The sequence below is a fragment of the Nocardia rhizosphaerae genome, from assembly GCF_042650365.1.
GTDB lineage: Bacteria > Actinomycetota > Actinomycetes > Mycobacteriales > Mycobacteriaceae > Nocardia > Nocardia rhizosphaerae.
The window spans coordinates 847,988-865,507 of record NZ_JBHSBA010000007.1 but is presented as its reverse complement, the minus strand read 5'-3'; the positions used below and the strand labels follow the sequence as shown (position 1 = coordinate 865,507).

Genomic DNA, 17,520 nt, shown 5'->3' with positions numbered 1-17,520 from the left:
TCCTCGTGGCGGTACTGGAGGGCGCGACGCGCAAGATATCGGCGTTCGGCAGGCGGGCGCTCGGCTTCGACGTGCCCGCACCCGATCACACGGTCGCGGCCTTGCACCGCGACGAGACCGAGGTGCCCGGTCTCGACAAGCGCGAACGCGCCCAGCTGGACCGGATCCGGCTGATGGGCGCCACCGGCGCCGTGCTGATGGCGATCGCGGCGCTGGGCATCGGCGCCCAGCCGGTGCATCAGAACCCGGTGTCGGGGATGCGGGTACTCGGCATCTTCGCCCGCGCGCACACCGGGTCACTGGCGATGTGCATGTTCGGCACCGTGCTGGTGATCGGTGCTTGGCTGCTACTCGGCCGGTTCGCGATCGGTGGGTTGGCAGGCTCCCCGGTGCACCGGCTGACCCGCTCGCAACTGGACCGCACGCTGCTGCTGTGGATCATCCCGCTCAGCGTGGCACCGCCGATGTTCAGCAACGATGTCTACTCCTATCTGGCACAGAGCGAGATCGCCGCCCGCGGCATCGACCCGTACGAGGAAGGTCCGGTCGCGGGGCTCGGGATCGACAACGTCCTCACCAACAATGTGCCGACCATCTGGCGTGACACCCCCGCGCCCTATGGACCCCTCTTCCTCTGGATCGGCCGCGGGATCGCGGAGCTGACCGGGGACAACATCATCGCCGGGGTGTGGGTGCATCGCCTGCTCGCCCTGGCCGGGGTGGCGTTGATCGTGTGGGCGCTGCCCCGGCTGTCGGTGCGCTGCGGCGTGGCCCCGGTGAGCGCGCTGTGGCTCGGCGCCGCCAATCCGCTCGTGCTGTTCCACCTGGTCGGCGGTGTGCACAACGACGCGCTGATGCTGGGCCTGATGCTGGCGGGCATGGAGCTGATGCTGCGCGCCATCTACGGCGACGGCGGCAAACCCGACCGGTTGACCGGCGCGAACCCGATGCCGCTCGACGCCGCCGCGTACGGCCTGCTGATCGGCGGTGCGGTGCTGATCACGCTGTCGTCCTCGGTGAAACTCACCTCGATCATCGCGCTCGGCTTCGTCGGCATGGCGCTGGCCCGGCGCTGGGGCGGCGATCTGCGGGCGGTGCTGAAGTCGGCGCTGCTGCTCGGCGTGATCGCCGGGGCGACAACGCTGTTCGTGAGCTGGGCCAGCGGTCTCGGTTTCGGCTGGGTGTTCACGCTCAGCGTGGCCAACGCGGTCCGCAGCTGGATGTCACTGCCGACAGTCATCGGCATCATCACCGGATTCGGCGGCGTACTACTCGGCCTCGGTGACCACACGACCGCGCTGCTGTCGATCACCCGGCCGATCGCGGCGGCGGTCGCTGCCTTCATCACCCTGCGCATGCTGGTGGCCACCGGCACGGGCAGACTGCATCCGGTCGGCGCGCTCGGGGTGTCGCTCGGCGCGATAGTGCTGCTGTTCCCGGTGGTGCAGCCCTGGTATCTACTGTGGGCGATCGTGCCGCTGGCCGCGTGGGCCACCCAGCCGGTGTTCCGTATCCCCGCGGTCGCCTTCTCTGCGGTGGTCTCGCTGCTGGTGATGCCGCGCGGCGCGGAGTTCCAGGTCTTCCAGATCATCGGCGCCGCACTGGCTGCCGCGATCTGCTTCGCCCTGTTCTACGCCCTCACCCGGCACACCCTGCCCTGGCGCGCACAGGCGGGGGTGTCGGCTGGGTCACACGAGGGCAGCGCTTACCGTGTGACATCGTGAGAACACGCCCCGGACCTGCCGTCGCCGTCGACGGCGTGGTCAAGCGCTATGGCGCGACGACCGCGGTCGACGGCCTGCGCTTCGAGGTCGAACCGGCCCAGGTGTTCGCCCTGCTCGGCCCCAACGGCGCGGGCAAGACCACCACCGTCGAGATGTGCGAGGGCTTCGTCCGCCCGGACGCAGGCACCGTCCGCGTGCTCGGGCTCGATCCGATCGCCGACTCCGAACAGCTGCGCCCGCGCATCGGGGTGATGCTGCAGGGCGGCGGCGCGTATCCGGGCGCGCGGGCCGGGGAGATGCTGGAGCTGGTCGCCGCCTACTCCGCCGACCCGCTGGATCCGGCCTGGCTGCTGTCGACCCTCGGACTCGACAATCACCGCCGCACCCCGTACCGGCGGCTGTCCGGCGGCCAGCAGCAGCGCCTCGCCCTGGCCTGCGCGCTGGTCGGCAGGCCGGAGATCGTCTTCCTCGACGAGCCGACCGCCGGACTCGACGCCCAGGCCAGGCTGATCGTGTGGGAACTGATCGACGCGCTGCGCCGCGACGGGGTGAGCGTCGTCCTCACCACCCACCTGATGGACGAGGCCGAGCAGCTCGCCGACCACCTGGTGATCATCGATCACGGGGAGATCGTCGCCGCCGGCACGCCCGCCGAGGTCACCGCGCACGGCGCCGCGGGCCAGCTCCGGTTCTGCGCCCCACCGAAACTCGATGTGGCACTGCTCGGATCGGCTCTGCCGGAAGGGTTCTCGCCGCACGAGACCACACCGGGCACCTATCTGATCGAAGGCGAGATCACGCCGCAGGTGCTGGCGACGGTCACTGCCTGGTGCGCGCGGATGGACGTGCTCGCCACCGACATCCGCATCGATCAGCGCCGCCTCGAAGACGTCTTCCTCGAACTGACCGGACGGGACCTGCGCGGATGACCGAGACGACGGGCCGGTTCGCGCCCGGCACCTTCACCCCCGATCCGCGCCCAGCGAGCCGGTGGGCCATGCTCGCCGCGCAGACCGGCCTCGAGCTGAAACTGCTGCTGCGCAACGGCGAGCAGCTGCTGCTGACCATGTTCATCCCGATCACCCTGCTGGTCGGGCTCACCCTGCTGCCGTTCGGCGAGTTCGGCGAGCCGAGGGTGGACAAGGTGCTGCCGATGGTGATGATGACCGCGGTCATGTCGACCGCGTTCACCGGTCAGGCCATCGCGGTCGGCTTCGACCGCCGCTACGGCGCGCTCAAACGGCTCGGCGCCACTGCCCTGCCCCGCTGGGGCGTGATCGGGGGCAAGTGCGCGGCGGTACTGATCGTGGTGGTGCTGCAGGCGCTGTTGCTCGGGGCGATCGGCGCGGCGCTGGGCTGGCGGCCGGGGCCGGGTGGTCTCGCGCTCGGCGCCCTGGTGATCGCGCTCGGCACCGCCGCGTTCGCCGCGATGGGACTGCTGCTGGGCGGCACCCTCAAGGCCGAAGTGGTGCTCGCGCTGGCCAATATCGCCTGGTTCGTCCTGCTCGGTATCGCCAGCCTGGTGCTGGTCGGCGATTCGCTGCCGACGGCGCTGACCGTACTGGTGCGGCTGGTTCCCTCCGGCGCACTCGCGTTCGCGCTGGAAGCGGCGCTGTCCGGCGGCATCGACTGGCTCGGGGTCGCGGTGCTCGCGGCGTGGGGCGTGGTCGCAGGCGCGCTGGCGATCCGGCTGTTCCGGTTCAGCTGAGTGATCAACGACGCACGGTAGTAGCCCTGATATCGGCGGGGAAACTCCGGCCAGTACCATCGTGACGTGCTGTATCGCGCCTTCTTGCGACTCGTCGACCGGCTGCCGCTCCCCTCGCTGCGGGTGCAGCGGCTCATCGCCGTCGCGGTGATCCTCAGCCAGGCCGGCATCTCGGTGACCGGCGCCATCGTGCGCGTCACCGCGTCCGGCCTCGGCTGCCCCACCTGGCCGCAGTGCTTTCCCGGCAGCTTCACCCCCGTCGGGGTCTCGGAAGTGCCGGTGCTGCATCAGACCGTCGAGTTCGGCAACCGGCTGCTCACCTTCGTGGTGACGCTGTGCGCCGCCCTGATCGTGCTCGCCGTGGTGCGGGCGCGGCGCCGCAAGGAAGTACTCGTCTACGCGTGGCTGATGCCGGGCGGCACGGTCGTGCAGGCGATCATCGGTGGCATCACGGTGCGCACCGGGCTGCTGTGGTGGACTGTCGCGGTACACCTGCTGGCCTCGATGGTGATGGTGTGGCTGGCGGTGGTGCTCTACGCCAAGATCAACCAGCCAGACGACGGGATCGACACGGTGCAGGTCCCCGCGCCACTGCAGTGGCTGACCGCGCTGAGCGGCGTCGCGCTGGCGGGTGTGCTGATCGCGGGCACGCTGGTCACCGCCGCGGGGCCGCACGCGGGCGACAAGAGCATCGACCGGCCGGTCGCGCGGCTCGAGGTGGAGATCGTCACGCTGGTGCACCTGCACTCGCAGCTGCTCGTCGGATATCTGGCGCTACTGGTCGGCCTGGCGTTCGGGCTGTTCGCCGTGGGGATCACCCCGGCGATCCGTACCCGGCTGTTCGTGCTGCTCGGACTGGTGGTGTCACAGTCGCTGGTCGGCGTCGTCCAGTACTTCACCGATGTGCCCGCCGCGCTGGTCGCGATCCATGTCGGCGGCGCGGCGGCGTGTACGGCGGCGACCGCCGCGCTGTGGGCCTCGTTGCGGACCAGGGAGCGGGTCGACGCGCCCGCTCCGGTGGCTGTCGGGCACTGAGAATACGAAGAGCCCGCGATCACGGCCGATCGCGGGCTCGTGTCGTTCCGGTGTCAGGCGCCTGCGAACACGTCCGCGTTGCGGGCCTTCGGGAACCGGGTCTGCTTGGCGACCCAGCCCGCCATCTTCTGCCAATGTGTCGGCATGGTGGGGGTGGCCACGGAGACCAGTTCGCGGTTCCACTCGTCGGCCTCGGTGAGCCCGTCGATCCGCTCGACGATCGCCTTGGCGGTCGCCGGATCGGCCACCACCCGGTCGCCCATGATCCCGTCGGAGCCGACCAGCGTGATCCGCACACCCTGCTCGCCGACATACTGCAGTACCGCCGTCGCCGAACCACCGTGCGCGGCGACGAATGTGGCGATGGACTTCTCGACCTCGGCGGGCACCTTCACGGCGGCGGGGGCGTCGGTTGTACTCATGGCGGTGAGTTTACCGGCCGGTAGTCGGGCGTCCACCCCCGAGTGGGGTCGAACACGGGGTGTACAAAGGGGACTCATGCATGCGATTCAGGTTTCCGAGCACGGTGGGCCCGAGGTTCTGCGGTATGTCGAGATGGCTGATCCGGTACTCGGCCCGGGTCAGCTGCTGGTCGAGACACAGGGTGTGGGTGTCAACTACATCGACATCTACTTCCGGACCGGGCAGTATCCGCAGGCGACGCCGTACGTTCCCGGCTCGGAGGGCACCGGAGTGGTGGCTGCCGTCGGCGCGGAGGTCACCGAGTTCGCGGTCGGCGATCGGGTGGCCTGGGCGGCGGCGCCGGGCAGCTACGCGCAGCGGGTCGCGGTCGACGAGGCGGTCGCGGTACGGGTGCCCGACGGAGTCGAACCGACAGTCGCGGCGGCCGCGCTGCTGCAGGGCATGACCGCGCACTACCTGGTCGAATCGGTGTTCACGCCGGAGCCCGGCGATCCGGTCCTCATCCACGCGGGCGCGGGCGGGGTCGGTCTGGTGCTCACCCAACTGGCCGCCGCCAAGGGTGCGCGGGTGATCACCACGGTGTCCACCGACGACAAGGAGAAGCTGTCGCGCGCGGCGGGCGCCGCCGAGGTGCTGCGCTACGGTGACGACCTGGCCGACCGGGTCCGCGAGCTCACCGACGGGGCCGGGGTGGCCGCGGTGTACGACGGTGTCGGAGCGAGCACGTTCGAGGCGAGCCTCGCGTCCCTGCGCGTCCGCGGCACCCTCGCGCTGTTCGGGGCGGCCAGCGGCGCGGTCCCGCCGTTCGACCCCCAGCGGCTCAACCCGGCCGGTTCCCTCTGGCTGACCCGCCCGTCGCTGGGCGCCTACACCCGCGACCGCGCCGAATTCCTGTGGCGCGCCACCGATGTCTTCGACGGCATCGCCGCGGGCACCCTCAGCTTCCGGATCGGTGCGACCTATCCGCTCGCGGATGCGGCCGCGGCCCACCGGGATCTGGCCGGGCGCAAGACCACCGGCTCGATCGTGCTGCTTCCGTAGCGACCCGATTCGAGCGGGCGAGGCGTTCGCAGGCACCGGCGTTGCGGGCGCGCTCGCCGTGGCCGCAACGCCGTCCGCTGAGCGGAGTCCGCAGACAGGTGCGGCGGCCGGGCAATCCGCCCGGCCGCCGCTGTCAGCTCACGATAGGTTACAGCCCGACGAGGCTACCGAGGGTGGTCCAGCCGAGCACCGAGTCCACGGCGAGACCACAGAACACCACCGCCAGGTAGTTGTTCGACTGCAGGAACAACCGCAGCGGCTTCACCGATTCGCCGCGGCGCACCCCCGCGTAGAGCTGATGGGCCATCAGCAGGAACCAGGCACCCGCCACCAGAGCGACGGCCGCGTAGATGACGCCGGTCGCCGGAACGAGGGCCAGCGTGGCGAGCACGGTCAGCCAGGTGTAGACCACGATCTGCTTGGTGACGACCTGCTCGGTGGCGACCACCGGCAGCATCGGCACGCCCGCCGCGCGGTAGTCCTCCTTGTAGCGCATGGCCAGCGCCCAGGTATGCGGCGGAGTCCAGAAGAAGATCACCAGGAACAGCACGATCGCGGGCCAGCCGATGGTGCCGGTGACCGCCGACCAGCCGACCAGGGCGGGCATGCAGCCCGCGGCGCCGCCCCACACCACGTTCTGCGAGGTCCGGCGCTTGAGACCCTTGGTGTAGACGAAGACGTAGAACAGGATCGTGGCGACGACGAGCACACCACTGAGCAGGTTGGCCTGCCACCACAGCCAAGCGAAGGAGACGATGCCGAGGGTGACGCCGAAGACGAACGCGTGCGATGTCGGCACCGCGTCGCGAGCGAGTGGACGGCGCGCGGTCCGCTTCATCACCTTGTCGATATCGGCGTCGGCGACACAGTTGAGGGTGTTGGCGCTTGCCGCGCCGAGCCAGCCGCCGAACAGGGTGACCAGGATCAGCCGGAGGTCGACGTTGCCGCGGTCGGCCAGCAGCATGGTGGGGATGGTGGCCACCAGCAGCAGCTCGATGACCCGCGGCTTGGTGAGCGCGATGTAGGCCAGCGGCTTGCGCACGATCCTGGCGACGAGCCCGTCACCGGTGAGACGATCGGCGAGCGCCGTGGAGGAATTGTGCGCACCGCTACTACCCGGCTGGGGATCGATCCGCACTGTTTCTCCTCGCACGCTGTGCTTCGCATCCGGCATTGGAACGAGCAGCGCGCGGCTGCGGCGCGGCCACTACTACAGACGATGGTAGACCCACGCCGGTGCCGCTCCGCGCCAGGGCCCCGCCACCGTGGGCGCGGTCACGGCGGTCCCGGCCGCCCACGCGGCGGTGAACCGGCGCCGACGCGCAGGTGAACGACGACTTCGGCGTGCCGATGCCCGACGCGCCGGATCCGGCGACCGACACGGTGAGGACTGTCACCACCGCGCACTACACTCACAACCAGGGTTCGCGCCGGTCCGGGGAACACCCCCACTAGGGTATGGGTGTACATCGGTACGTACCCGAGGCCGCGTGCGGTCCACCCCACATCCAGCATCGCCGCTGCCATGTATCGCCGTCGACGAAACCTAGGTCAGGAGAACCACGGTCGTGTCAGTCACAGACGACATTCGCGCCCTCACCCAGCGGAACTACCCCAGCGACTGGACGGACCTCGACACCAAGGCCGTCGATACCGCCCGTGTCCTGGCCGCCGACGCGGTGCAGAAGGCGGGCAACGGGCATCCCGGCACCGCGATGAGCCTCGCGCCGGTCGCCTACACCCTCTTCCAGCGCACCATGCGCCACGATCCGGCCGAGCCGCGCTGGGTGGGTCGCGACCGCTTCGTACTGTCCTGTGGGCACTCCAGCCTCACCCTCTACATCCAGCTGTACCTGGCCGGGTTCGGCCTCGAGCTCACCGATCTCGAGCAGCTGCGCCAGTGGGACTCGCTCACCCCGGGCCACCCCGAGTTCCGGCACACCGACGGCGTCGAGATCACCACCGGCCCGCTGGGCCAGGGCCTGGCGTCCGCGGTCGGCATGGCGATGGCGGCCCGCCGCGAGCGCGGCCTCTACGATCCCGACGCGCCCGCGGGCACCAGCCCGTTCGACCACTTCGTCTACACCATCGCCTCCGACGGCGACCTGCAGGAGGGCGTCACCGCGGAGGCCTCCTCCATCGCGGGCACCCAGCAGCTCGGCAACCTGGTGGTGATCTACGACGACAACGAGATCTCCATCGAGGACGACACCGACATCGCCTTCACCGAGGACGTGGCCAAGCGCTACGAGGCCTACGGCTGGCACGTGCAGATCGTCGAGGGCGGCGAGGACGTCGTCGCGATCGAGGCCGCCATCGAGGCCGCCAAGGCCGAGACCGGCAAGCCGTCGATCATCATCCTGCGCACCATCATCGGCTTCCCCGCGCCGAACAAGATGAACACCGGCGGCGTGCACGGCGCGGCGCTGGGCGCCGACGAGGTAGCCGCCGTCAAGCAGGCCCTCGGCTTCGACCCCGAGAAGTCCTTCGACGTCGACCCCGCCGTCATCGAGCACACCCGCAGAGCGCTCGGCCGCGGCGCGGAGGCGAAGGCCAAGTGGCAGACCGACTTCGACGCCTGGGCCACGGCGAACCCGTCGAACAAGGCGCTGTTCGACCGCCTGCAGACCCGCGCGCTGCCGCAGGGCTGGACCGCGGCGCTGCCCACCTTCGAGACCGACCCGAAGGGCATGGCCACTCGCAAGGCCTCCGGCAAGTTCCTCGCCGCCGTCGCCGACGAGCTGCCCGAGCTGTGGGGTGGCTCGGCCGACCTGGCCGAGTCCAACAACACCACCATGCCGAGCCAGCCGAGCTTCGGCCCCGAGGCCATCTCCACCGGCATGTGGAAGGCGCAGCCCTACGGCCGCACCCTGCACTTCGGCATCCGTGAGCACGCCATGGGCTCGATCCTCAACGGCATCGCGCTGCACGGCCCGACCCGCCCCTACGGCGGCACCTTCCTGGTGTTCTCCGACTACATGCGCCCGGCCGTTCGGCTCGCCGCGCTGATGCGGGTGCCCGCCATCTACGTGTGGACCCACGACTCGATCGGTCTCGGCGAGGACGGCCCCACCCACCAGCCGATCGAGCACCTGGCCGCGCTGCGCGCGATCCCCGGCCTCAATGTGGTGCGCCCCGGCGACGCCAACGAGACCGTGCACGCCTGGCGCACCATCCTCGAGCGCGACTCCGACGAGCACACCTCGCACTTCTCGGTGCACGACACCCCGCACCAGGACGGCCCGTCCGCGCTGGCGCTGACCCGGCAGGATGTCCCGACCCTCGACGGCACCAGCTACGAAGGGGTCAAGAAGGGCGGCTACGTGCTGGCCGAGGCCTCCACCGGCACCCCGCAGGTGATCCTCATCGGCACCGGTTCCGAGCTCCAGCTCGCCGTGGCCGCGCGCACTACCCTGGAGGAGCAGGGCATCCCGACCCGGGTGGTCTCGATGCCGTGTGTGGAGTGGTTCGACGCGCAGGAGCAGGGCTACCGCGACGAGGTGCTGCCGCCGTCGGTGCGCGCGCGGGTCGTCGTGGAAGCGGGTATCGCGATGCCGTGGTACCGATTCGTCGGTGACGCCGGTGAGGTCGTCGGGATCGAGCACTTCGGCGCTTCGGCCAACTTCAAGAAGCTCTACCAGGAGTTCGGTATCACCGCCGATGCCGTCGTCGCCGCCGCGCTGCGGTCGACCGACAAGGTGAAGGGGTAAATCCAATGGCACAGAACGAGAAGCTCGCCGCACTCTCGGCCGCTGGGGTCTCGGTATGGCTCGACGACCTGTCCCGTGAGCGGATCGCGTCCGGCAACCTCGCCGACCTGATCGCGACCAGGAGCGTCGTCGGGGTCACCACGAACCCGAGCATCTTCCAGGCCGCGCTGAGCAAGGGCCACGACTACGACGGTCAGCTGAAGGAACTGGCGGGCCAGGGCGCCGACGCCGACGCCGCGATCCGCACCATGACCACCGACGACGTGCGCGCCGCCTGCGATGTGCTCGCCCCGGTGTTCGATGCCACCGGTGGCGTCGACGGCCGGGTCTCGATCGAGGTCGACCCGCGCTTCGCCTTCGACGCCGACAAGACCGTGGCCCAGGCGATCGAGCTGTGGAAGATCGTCGACCGCCCGAACCTGTTCATCAAGATCCCCGCCACCGAGGCGGGCCTGCCCGCCATCACCGCGGTGATCGCCGAGGGCATCAGTGTGAATGTCACGCTGATCTTCTCGGTGCCCCGCTACCGCGCGGTGATGGGCGCCTACCTCGACGGGCTGCGCAACGCCAAGATCGGCGGCCACGACCTGGCCAAGATCCATTCCGTCGCCTCGTTCTTCGTCTCCCGCGTCGACACCGAGATCGACAAGCGGCTGGAGGCGATCGGCACCCCGGAGGCGCTCGCGCTGCGCGGTAAGGCGGGCGTGGCCAACGCCCGGCTCGCCTACGCCGAGTACCAGGACGTGTTCGACGGTGGGGCGCACACCTCCACCTACAACCACCTGGCCGCCCAGGGCGGCAACCGGCAGCGACCGCTGTGGGCGTCCACCGGCGTGAAGAACCCGGACTACCCGGACACGCTGTACGTCACCGAGCTGGTCGGCCCGAACACCGTGAACACGCTGCCGGAGAAGACCCTGCAGGCCTTCGCCGATCACGGCGAGGTCCGCGGCGACACCCTGAGCGGCCATGCCGTCGAGGCGGCACAGGTCTTCGCCGAGCTGGCAGCGGTCGGCATCGACCTGACCGACGTGTTCGACCTGCTCGAGCGCGAAGGCGTCGACAAGTTCGAGTCCGCGTGGAACGAACTGCTCGAGGCGACCACCGCCGAACTGCGCACCGCGGCGGCAGGGGGCAACTGACCCGATGGCCGGCACAGCATCGACGGATCAGGCGGCGGGGCTGTGGCGCAACCCGCTGCGCGACGAACGAGACAAGCGGGTGCCCTTCATCGCGGGCCCGTGCTGCCTGGTGATCTTCGGCGTCACCGGAGATCTGTCCCGCAAGAAGCTGATGCCGGCCATCTACGACCTGGCGAACCAGGGGTTACTGCCCCCTGGTTTCTCCCTGGTCGGGTTCGCCCGGCGTGATTACGCCGACGAGGATTTCGCCGAGGTCGTCCTCGACGCGGTGAAAAACCACGCCCGCACACCCTTCCGCCAGGAGGTCTGGGACAATCTGGCCGAGGGCGTGCGGTTCGTGCAGGGCAGCTTCGACGACGACACCGCGTTCGCGAAGCTGGCGCAGACCCTGAGCACCCTCGACGCCACCCGCGGCACGAACGGCAATTACGCTTTCTACCTGTCGATTCCGCCGAACATGTTCCCGGTGGTGCTCGATCAGCTCTCCGAACATCACCTCGCCCAGCCCACCGGCGCCGCCACCGACGGTCACCTGCCGTGGCGGCGGGTGGTGATCGAGAAGCCGTTCGGTCACGACCTGCAGAGCGCGAAGGAACTCAACGCGCTGGTCAACCGGGTGTTCCCGGAGGAACAGGTCTTCCGCATCGACCACTACCTCGGCAAGGAGACGGTGCAGAACATCCTGGCGCTGCGCTTCGCCAACGAGTTGTTCGAGCCGATCTGGAACGCCAACTACGTCGACAGCGTGCAGATCACCATGGCCGAGGACATCGGTCTCGGCGGGCGCGCGGGCTACTACGACGGGATCGGTGCCGCGCGCGATGTCATCCAGAACCATCTGCTGCAGCTGCTCGCGCTGACGGTGATGGAGGAACCCACTTCCTTCGAGCCGCGCCAGCTCACCACCGAGAAGATCAAGGCGCTCTCGGCCACCAAACTCGTCGAACCGCTGGACGAGACGACCGCGCGCGGCCAGTACACCGAGGGTTGGCAGGGCAGCGAGCACGTCGTCGGCTTGCACGAGGAGGAGGGGTTCGATCCGCAGTCGCGGACCGAGACCTTCGCCGCGATCACCGTGCACGTGGAGAACCGCCGCTGGGCCGGTGTCCCGTTCTATCTCCGAACCGGAAAACGCCTCGGCCGCAGGGTGACCGAGATCGCGGTGGTCTTCAAACGCGCGCCGCACCTGCCGTTCGACCAGACGATGACCGAGGAGCTCGGGCAGAACGCCCTGGTCGTCCGGGTGCAGCCGGACGAGGGCATCACGTTGCGGTTCGGCTCCAAGGTGCCGGGTTCCGGGATGGAGGTGCGCGACGTGAACATGGACTTCAGCTACGGCGAGGCGTTCACCGAGTCGTCCCCGGAGGCCTACGAGCGGCTGATCCTGGACGTGCTGCTCGGGGTGCCGTCGCTGTTCCCGGTGAACGCGGAGGTCGAATTGTCCTGGCAGATCCTCGATCCCGTGCTCGAGCGCTGGGCAGCGGAGGGCAAACCCGAACCGTACGAGGCCGGCACATGGGGACCGAGTTCGGCCGATGAGATGCTCGCGCGCAGCGGGCGGGAATGGCGGCGCCCGTGATCGTCGACATGCCGGATACCGACACTGTCGAGGTCGGCAAGCGCATGGTGCAGCTGCGCGAGACCAACGGCGTCATCACCCAGGGCCGGGTGCTCACGCTGGTGGTGTGCACGCTGGATTCGTCCGAGGCCGAGGACGCGATCGACGCCGCCAACGATGCCAGCCGCGAACACCCGTGCCGGGTGATCGTGCTGGCCCGCGGTGATCGCGACGCCGAGACCAGGCTCGACGCCCAGATAAGAGTCGGTGGCGACGCGGGCGCGGCCGAGGTGATCGTGCTGCGGTTGCAGGGCCCGCTGGTGAATCACGAGAGCAGCATCGTCACGCCCTTCCTGTTGCCCGATACCCCGGTGGTGGCATGGTGGCCGCGGGGCGCGCCGGAGTTCCCGTCGCTGGATTCGGTGGGCAAGCTGGCCAAACGCCGGATCACCGACGCCACCTTCGCGCCCGATCCGCAGGCGGCGATCAAGAAGCGCCGCCACTCCTACGCCCCCGGTGACACCGATCTGGCGTGGAGCCGGATCACCTACTGGCGGGCGCTGCTTGCGGCGGCGCTGGACGAACCGCCGTTCGAATCGGTCACCTCGGTGACGGTGTCCGGGCTGGCCGGTGAGCCCGCGCTGGACACGCTGGCCGGCTGGCTGGCCGCCCGCCTCGACTGTCCCGTTGTCCGGAAGACGGGTGAGCTGCGGGTGGAGGTGCGCCGCGGCACGGATTCGATCGCGATCAGCCGCCCACAACTGGGCAGGACCGCAACGTTGACCCGCACCGGTGAACCCGACCAGCGAATCGCGCTGGCACGCCGGGAAACTCGCGACTGTCTCGCGGAGGAACTGCGCCGGCTCGACGCCGACGAGATCTACGCCGAGGCGCTCGCCGGAATCGAGAAGGTGACCTATGAGTGACCATATCGACGTGCACGACGAGCTCGGCGCGGAATTCCCCGCCACCACCATCGAGGTCCACGACGACGCCGACCTGCTCGCCGACGCGGCCGCCGAACGGTTCGTCGAGGTCCTGGTGGCGGCGCAGGCCGAGCGCGGCACCGCCTCGGTGTCGCTGACCGGCGGCAGCGACGGCATCCGGCTGCTGGAACGGGTGCGCGCGAATCCGGGCGATCTGGACTGGTCGCGGTTGTACGTGTACTGGGGCGACGAGCGGTTCGTCCCCGACGGCGACGCCGACCGCAACGAGCTGCAGGCCAGGCAGGCTCTGCTGGACCACGTGCCGCTGAACCCGGCGCACGTGTTCCCGATCGCCGCCTCCGACGGCACCTACGGTTCACCGGAAGCGGCGGCAGCGGCGTACGCCCAGCTCGTGCACGCCGAGCTCGACGAACGCGGCGAATTCGACCTGACCGTGCTCGGCATGGGCCCCGAAGGCCACATGAATTCACTGTTCCCGCACTCCCCCGCGGTCAGGGAGCAGACGGATTACGTTGTCGCGGTCCATGATTGCCCGAAGCCACCACCCACTCGGGTGAGCATGACGCTGCCCGCGGTGCACCGCTCCCGCCACGTCATGCTGGTGGTCAGCGGCGAGGGCAAGGCGGCCGCTGTCGCCGCCGCCGTCAACGGCGCGTCCCCCGACGACGTCCCCGCGGCGGGCGCGGTGGGCATCGAATCCACCACCTGGGTCATCGACGAGGCCGCGGCTGCCGATCTACTCCCGGACGACGAGTAGTCGCGGGTCTTTGGGCACGGCACCTCGCGTCGGCCGTTTTGCCCGGCAGCAGTGCCTCGCGCGCACGCCAGGGTGACCGCCGACCGCGCACGGTGTCTGGTGTCGGCGATGCGGTGGCCAGCTGCGGCGCGGTGGTGACCGGCACTATTGTCGACGACGTTCGACCGGGTGAAGGGTGAGCCCAGCATGATCCAGACCGAGACCGTGACGATTCCGGGCCAGGTGCACGGCTATCCGCAGGTGGCCTTCGGTGGCTACGTGGCCGGCTTGCTGGCCCGCCGGGTCGGAACCGGCACCACACGCGTCGACTTCCGGCGCGCCGTCCCGGTAGGCACCACGTTGCTGCTGCCCGCCGCCGAGCCGGGGCATGCCGTCCTCACCGACCGGGACGGCACGCTCCTGGTGCAGGCGGGGCCCGGTGTCCTCGACCTGAGCGCACCGCCCGCGCCGTCGTGGTCAGCGGCTCAGCGTGCCACCGCCGCTGCCATCGCGAGCCCGAAACGCCAGGTCACCGACTGCTTCGGTTGTGGTGTGGAGTGCGCGGACGGTCACGGTCTGCGGCTGTTCACCTGGCCGGTCCCGGATCGTCCGATCGTCGCGGGCGCCTGGATCCCCGATTCCGGTCTGGCCGATGCCCAGGGGGAACTGCCACCGGAGATCATCTGGTCGGCGCTCGACTGTCCCGGCGGATTCGCCGCCTGGGTGTTCCAGGACATGGCACTCGGCGCGGTCACCGCAGCCCTCACGGCGCGCGTTCGCAGGCCGGTTTTCGCGGGCGAACGGTATCTGGTGCACGGCTGGGCGATTCGCAGCGCGGGCCGCAAGCACACGGTCGGGGTCGCCGTGTCCACTCCGGGCGGGGAGCTGTGTGCCCTCGCCGAAGCACTGTGGGTCGCGCCCCGGGACGCGGCAGCGCAACCGCGCCCCGCGCGGCGGCACCCCGTGGCCGAGGTGTCCGGGCCGCAGGTCCACGCCGGCTGACTCCCGCGGTCCGAGTGCTCAGGGAGACACCGGCCGATCAGCCGGTACGGGTCGTTCGACGACCCCGCCGGTTTCGGTCGACGCGCGACGCCTGTTCGCGACAAGCCAGACGATGGCCGCCGCCAGCGCGGTCGGCAGGAAGCAGTACGGCAGGAATGCCACCTGCGGCTCCGGCAGCGCGGCGGTCGCAGGCCGACCGGCGAGCTCGTGCGCGAACAGCAGGGCCGCGCTCCACGTCAGCCCGCCGGTGCAGCCCCGCAGCACCGCACCACCGAGGGTGCGGTGCTGGCTACCCGCGGGGATCCCGCCGGCCACCGACACGACGGTCGCGGCGGTATAGGCCCACACGTTCACCCCGAGCAGCAGCCCGGTCAGCATGCCGGCGACGACCGCTCCACCCACCGATTCCCACCCCTGGCGGGACCGTGACATCTCATCGAAGTAGGCCATGGTGGCCGCTCCCTCTCGTTCGTCCGGTCGGCCCGCCGTTCGAGCACGGCGGCCGACTACTTCTCGACGGCCGTCAATTTCCCGGGATTGCGCACGCAATAGACCGCTGTCACCCGATCACCGCGGACCTCGACGGAGATCAGCTGGTCGAGCACCCCGTCGATCGACACCGCCACGGCCGGCATCTCGTTGTAGGTGCACGCGCGCAGACCGACCTCACCCATTCGGGCGCCCTTGATCAGCCAGCCGACCAGCAGGCGGGCCACCTTGCTCGCGCCGACCACAGGTCGTCGGCCCGCGTTCACCACGCCGCCGCCGTCGGCGAGGAACACCACCTCGGGTGCCAGCACGTCCATCAGTGCTTGAACATCGCCGGTCGCCGCCGCGATCGAGAACCGCCGCGCGACCGATTCGGCTTCGACCGGGGTCGCGATCCCGGTATGCGTGAGGTCGCGACGCGTACGCACGAGGTGCCGTGCGCGCTGGTTGAGCTTGCGCACGGCTTGCTCGGACCGGCCGACCGCGACGGCGATCTCCGGGTAACCGAAACCGAAAACCTCACGCAGCACGAACACCGCGCGCTGCGCCGGTGTCAGTGTCTCCAGGATCAGCAGCATCGCCGTGGTCACTGCCTCGCCGGTGAGTACGTGCGCACCGCCCTCCGCGCCGGTCGCCAGCGGTTCGGGTAGCCAGGGCCCCAGGTACTCCTCCCGCCGCCGAGCGGCGGCGCGCAATGCCCCGAGCGCCTGGCGAGTGACGATCTGCGCGAGATACGCCCGCGGGTTGGCTACCGTAGCGATGTCGACCGCACGCCAGCGAAGGTAACTGTCCTGGAGCACATCCTCGGCGTCGGAGACCGTACCGAGGATCTCGTAGGCGATCGAGAACAGCAACGGGCGATGCCGGGTGAACTCGTCGCCGGTGTCCGATGTCCCGGTCACTTCGGCCCGGATAGCCAGGAGTAGTCGGCGGTACGGGTGCTGTGTTTCGCGTAGCGCGACACGCGCTCCTTGAGCACGGCCGCGGGCCGCCCGGCAACGTAGAGCCGCCGTGTCGTGTCGTCCCTGCGGCTGAGTTGCACCAGCCCGTCGCGCCGCCCCAAGCTCAGGAATTGGGCGGTGTACCCCATGGAGTACGGCTCGGGGTCTTCGCCGGCGAGGATCCGTGCCAAGGTGTCGGCGGCATGCGCGCCTTGCGCGACGGCGGTCTCACAGCTCATCCGCGCACCAGGGACCGCCGCACAGTCACCGATGACGAACACGCGCGGGTCGCTCACGCTTCGAAGGTACTCGTCCACCACCGCGCGGCCCTCGGCGTTCACCGCGAGCCCGCTGCACGCCGCCAGGTCGGGAACGTGGGCCACGATCGCCCACAGGGTGAGGTCGGACGCGAGCTCGGCACCCGTCCGCAGGCACACGACACCCCCGAGCCGACCCGGACCGGGGCGTACCTGCGCGACCGTGTCCTCGACGACCTCGACCCGCAACCGCCGCAGACCGGCGTGCACTCGCCGCCGCCCGCCCTCCGACAGGGTCGCTCCGATCACTTCACCCACCAACCGCACACACAGATCGGGCCGCGCCTCGGCGATCTCGGCAGCCGTTTCGATGCCGGTCAACCCGCCCCCGACGACCGTCACGGTGCTCCCGGCCGGGAGTGCGGCCAGCGCGGACCGCGCCAGGTCCGCTCCCTCCCACGTCCCCACCGCGACGGTGCCCGGCAGTGCCTCGACCGTGCTGCCGACCGCGAGGAACAGGTAGTCGAAGGTCTCACTGCCGCCGTCACCGAGTGCGACACTGCCGTCGCCGACCTTGTCGACGGTCCCCAGCCGCGTCGTGATTCCCCGGGCCAGCATCGCACCGAGCGGCGTCGCGGCCGTACCCGTCGCGGCGACCTGCTCATGCAATCGCACTCGTTCGACGAAGTCCGTCCGCGGGTTGAGCACGGTGATCCGCGCGTCGCCGGTCTTCCGCGCGAGCCGGTTCGCCGCGATGGTCCCGGCGTAGCCCGCGCCTACCACTACAACCTTCATGTCTGCCTCCCA

At 70.1% G+C, this 17,520-nt stretch carries 16 protein-coding genes; 11 read left to right on the top strand and 5 right to left on the bottom strand.

The features are described from left to right. The first annotated feature begins 5 nt into the window (after positions 1-5). From mptB to ACFOW8_RS18730, 4 genes are all read left to right on the top strand, one after another. Positions 6-1,724, top strand: coding sequence for a polyprenol phosphomannose-dependent alpha 1,6 mannosyltransferase MptB (mptB, locus tag ACFOW8_RS18745; RefSeq protein ID WP_378551985.1), 1,719 nt, complete (start codon positions 6-8; stop codon positions 1,722-1,724). After that, the gene (locus ACFOW8_RS18740; protein WP_378551983.1) at positions 1,721-2,653 is read left to right on the top strand and encodes an ABC transporter ATP-binding protein; all 933 of its coding nucleotides are present in this window, start codon (positions 1,721-1,723) and stop codon (positions 2,651-2,653) included. The genes mptB and ACFOW8_RS18740 overlap by 4 nt, the downstream gene beginning before the upstream one ends. Next, complete coding sequence (locus ACFOW8_RS18735) at positions 2,650-3,432, top strand: ABC transporter permease (RefSeq protein ID WP_378551981.1); 783 nt, start codon at positions 2,650-2,652, stop codon at positions 3,430-3,432. The genes ACFOW8_RS18740 and ACFOW8_RS18735 overlap by 4 nt, the downstream gene beginning before the upstream one ends. A gap of 66 nt (positions 3,433-3,498) precedes the next feature. Then, the gene (locus ACFOW8_RS18730) at positions 3,499-4,467 is read left to right on the top strand and encodes a COX15/CtaA family protein (protein ID WP_378551980.1); all 969 of its coding nucleotides are present in this window, start codon (positions 3,499-3,501) and stop codon (positions 4,465-4,467) included. Between the two features lie 53 nt (positions 4,468-4,520). On the opposite strand, the gene ACFOW8_RS18725 is transcribed toward ACFOW8_RS18730, so the two are convergent. Then, positions 4,521-4,889, bottom strand: coding sequence for a hypothetical protein (locus ACFOW8_RS18725; RefSeq protein ID WP_378551979.1), 369 nt, complete (start codon positions 4,887-4,889; stop codon positions 4,521-4,523). Between the two features lie 76 nt (positions 4,890-4,965). Between ACFOW8_RS18725 and ACFOW8_RS18720 the strand changes: the two genes are divergently transcribed. Continuing rightward, entirely contained in the window at positions 4,966-5,931 is a 966-nt protein-coding gene (locus ACFOW8_RS18720) for a quinone oxidoreductase family protein (RefSeq protein ID WP_378551978.1), read from the top strand. 148 nt (positions 5,932-6,079) lie between these two features. Here ACFOW8_RS18720 and ACFOW8_RS18715 read toward each other — a convergent pair whose 3' ends face one another. Beyond that, positions 6,080-7,069 (bottom strand): heme o synthase, encoded by a 990-nt coding sequence (locus tag ACFOW8_RS18715; protein WP_378551977.1) that lies wholly within the window; start codon positions 7,067-7,069, stop codon positions 6,080-6,082. Between the two features lie 430 nt (positions 7,070-7,499). Between ACFOW8_RS18715 and tkt the strand changes: the two genes are divergently transcribed. The 6 genes from tkt to ACFOW8_RS18685 all read left to right on the top strand — a co-directional run bounded on the left by tkt (position 7,500) and on the right by ACFOW8_RS18685 (position 15,026). Next, positions 7,500-9,641, top strand: a complete 2,142-nt coding sequence (tkt, locus tag ACFOW8_RS18710; RefSeq protein WP_378551976.1) for a transketolase — start codon at positions 7,500-7,502, stop codon at positions 9,639-9,641. 5 nt (positions 9,642-9,646) lie between these two features. Further along, positions 9,647-10,783 (top strand): transaldolase, encoded by a 1,137-nt coding sequence (tal, locus tag ACFOW8_RS18705; protein WP_378551974.1) that lies wholly within the window; start codon positions 9,647-9,649, stop codon positions 10,781-10,783. Positions 10,784-10,787: 4 nt separating this feature from the next. Beyond that, the gene (gene zwf, locus ACFOW8_RS18700; protein WP_378551972.1) at positions 10,788-12,362 is read left to right on the top strand and encodes a glucose-6-phosphate dehydrogenase; all 1,575 of its coding nucleotides are present in this window, start codon (positions 10,788-10,790) and stop codon (positions 12,360-12,362) included. Next, on the top strand, positions 12,359-13,267 hold the full coding sequence (gene opcA / locus ACFOW8_RS18695) for a glucose-6-phosphate dehydrogenase assembly protein OpcA (RefSeq protein WP_378551970.1): 909 nt from the start codon (positions 12,359-12,361) through the stop codon (positions 13,265-13,267). Before zwf ends, opcA begins: the two co-directional genes overlap by 4 nt. Then, entirely contained in the window at positions 13,260-14,045 is a 786-nt protein-coding gene (gene pgl, locus ACFOW8_RS18690) for a 6-phosphogluconolactonase (RefSeq protein ID WP_378551968.1), read from the top strand. Before opcA ends, pgl begins: the two co-directional genes overlap by 8 nt. 186 nt (positions 14,046-14,231) lie before the next feature. Further along, positions 14,232-15,026 carry a PaaI family thioesterase gene (locus tag ACFOW8_RS18685; RefSeq protein WP_378551967.1) on the top strand — a complete coding sequence of 265 codons (795 nt, stop codon included), beginning with the start codon at positions 14,232-14,234 and terminating at the stop codon, positions 15,024-15,026. Positions 15,027-15,044: 18 nt separating this feature from the next. Here ACFOW8_RS18685 and ACFOW8_RS18680 read toward each other — a convergent pair whose 3' ends face one another. The 3 genes from ACFOW8_RS18680 to ACFOW8_RS18670 are packed head-to-tail and all read right to left on the bottom strand — an operon-like array spanning position 15,045 to position 17,508. Further along, a complete protein-coding gene (locus ACFOW8_RS18680) occupies positions 15,045-15,476 on the bottom strand; it encodes a hypothetical protein (RefSeq protein WP_378551966.1) in 432 nt (143 codons plus the stop codon). 56 nt (positions 15,477-15,532) lie between these two features. Beyond that, complete coding sequence (gene sigJ / locus ACFOW8_RS18675) at positions 15,533-16,417, bottom strand: RNA polymerase sigma factor SigJ (protein WP_378551964.1); 885 nt, start codon at positions 16,415-16,417, stop codon at positions 15,533-15,535. Continuing rightward, entirely contained in the window at positions 16,414-17,508 is a 1,095-nt protein-coding gene (locus tag ACFOW8_RS18670) for an NAD(P)/FAD-dependent oxidoreductase (RefSeq protein ID WP_378551962.1), read from the bottom strand. Before ACFOW8_RS18670 ends, sigJ begins: the two co-directional genes overlap by 4 nt. Between the last annotated feature and the right edge of the window lie 12 nt (positions 17,509-17,520).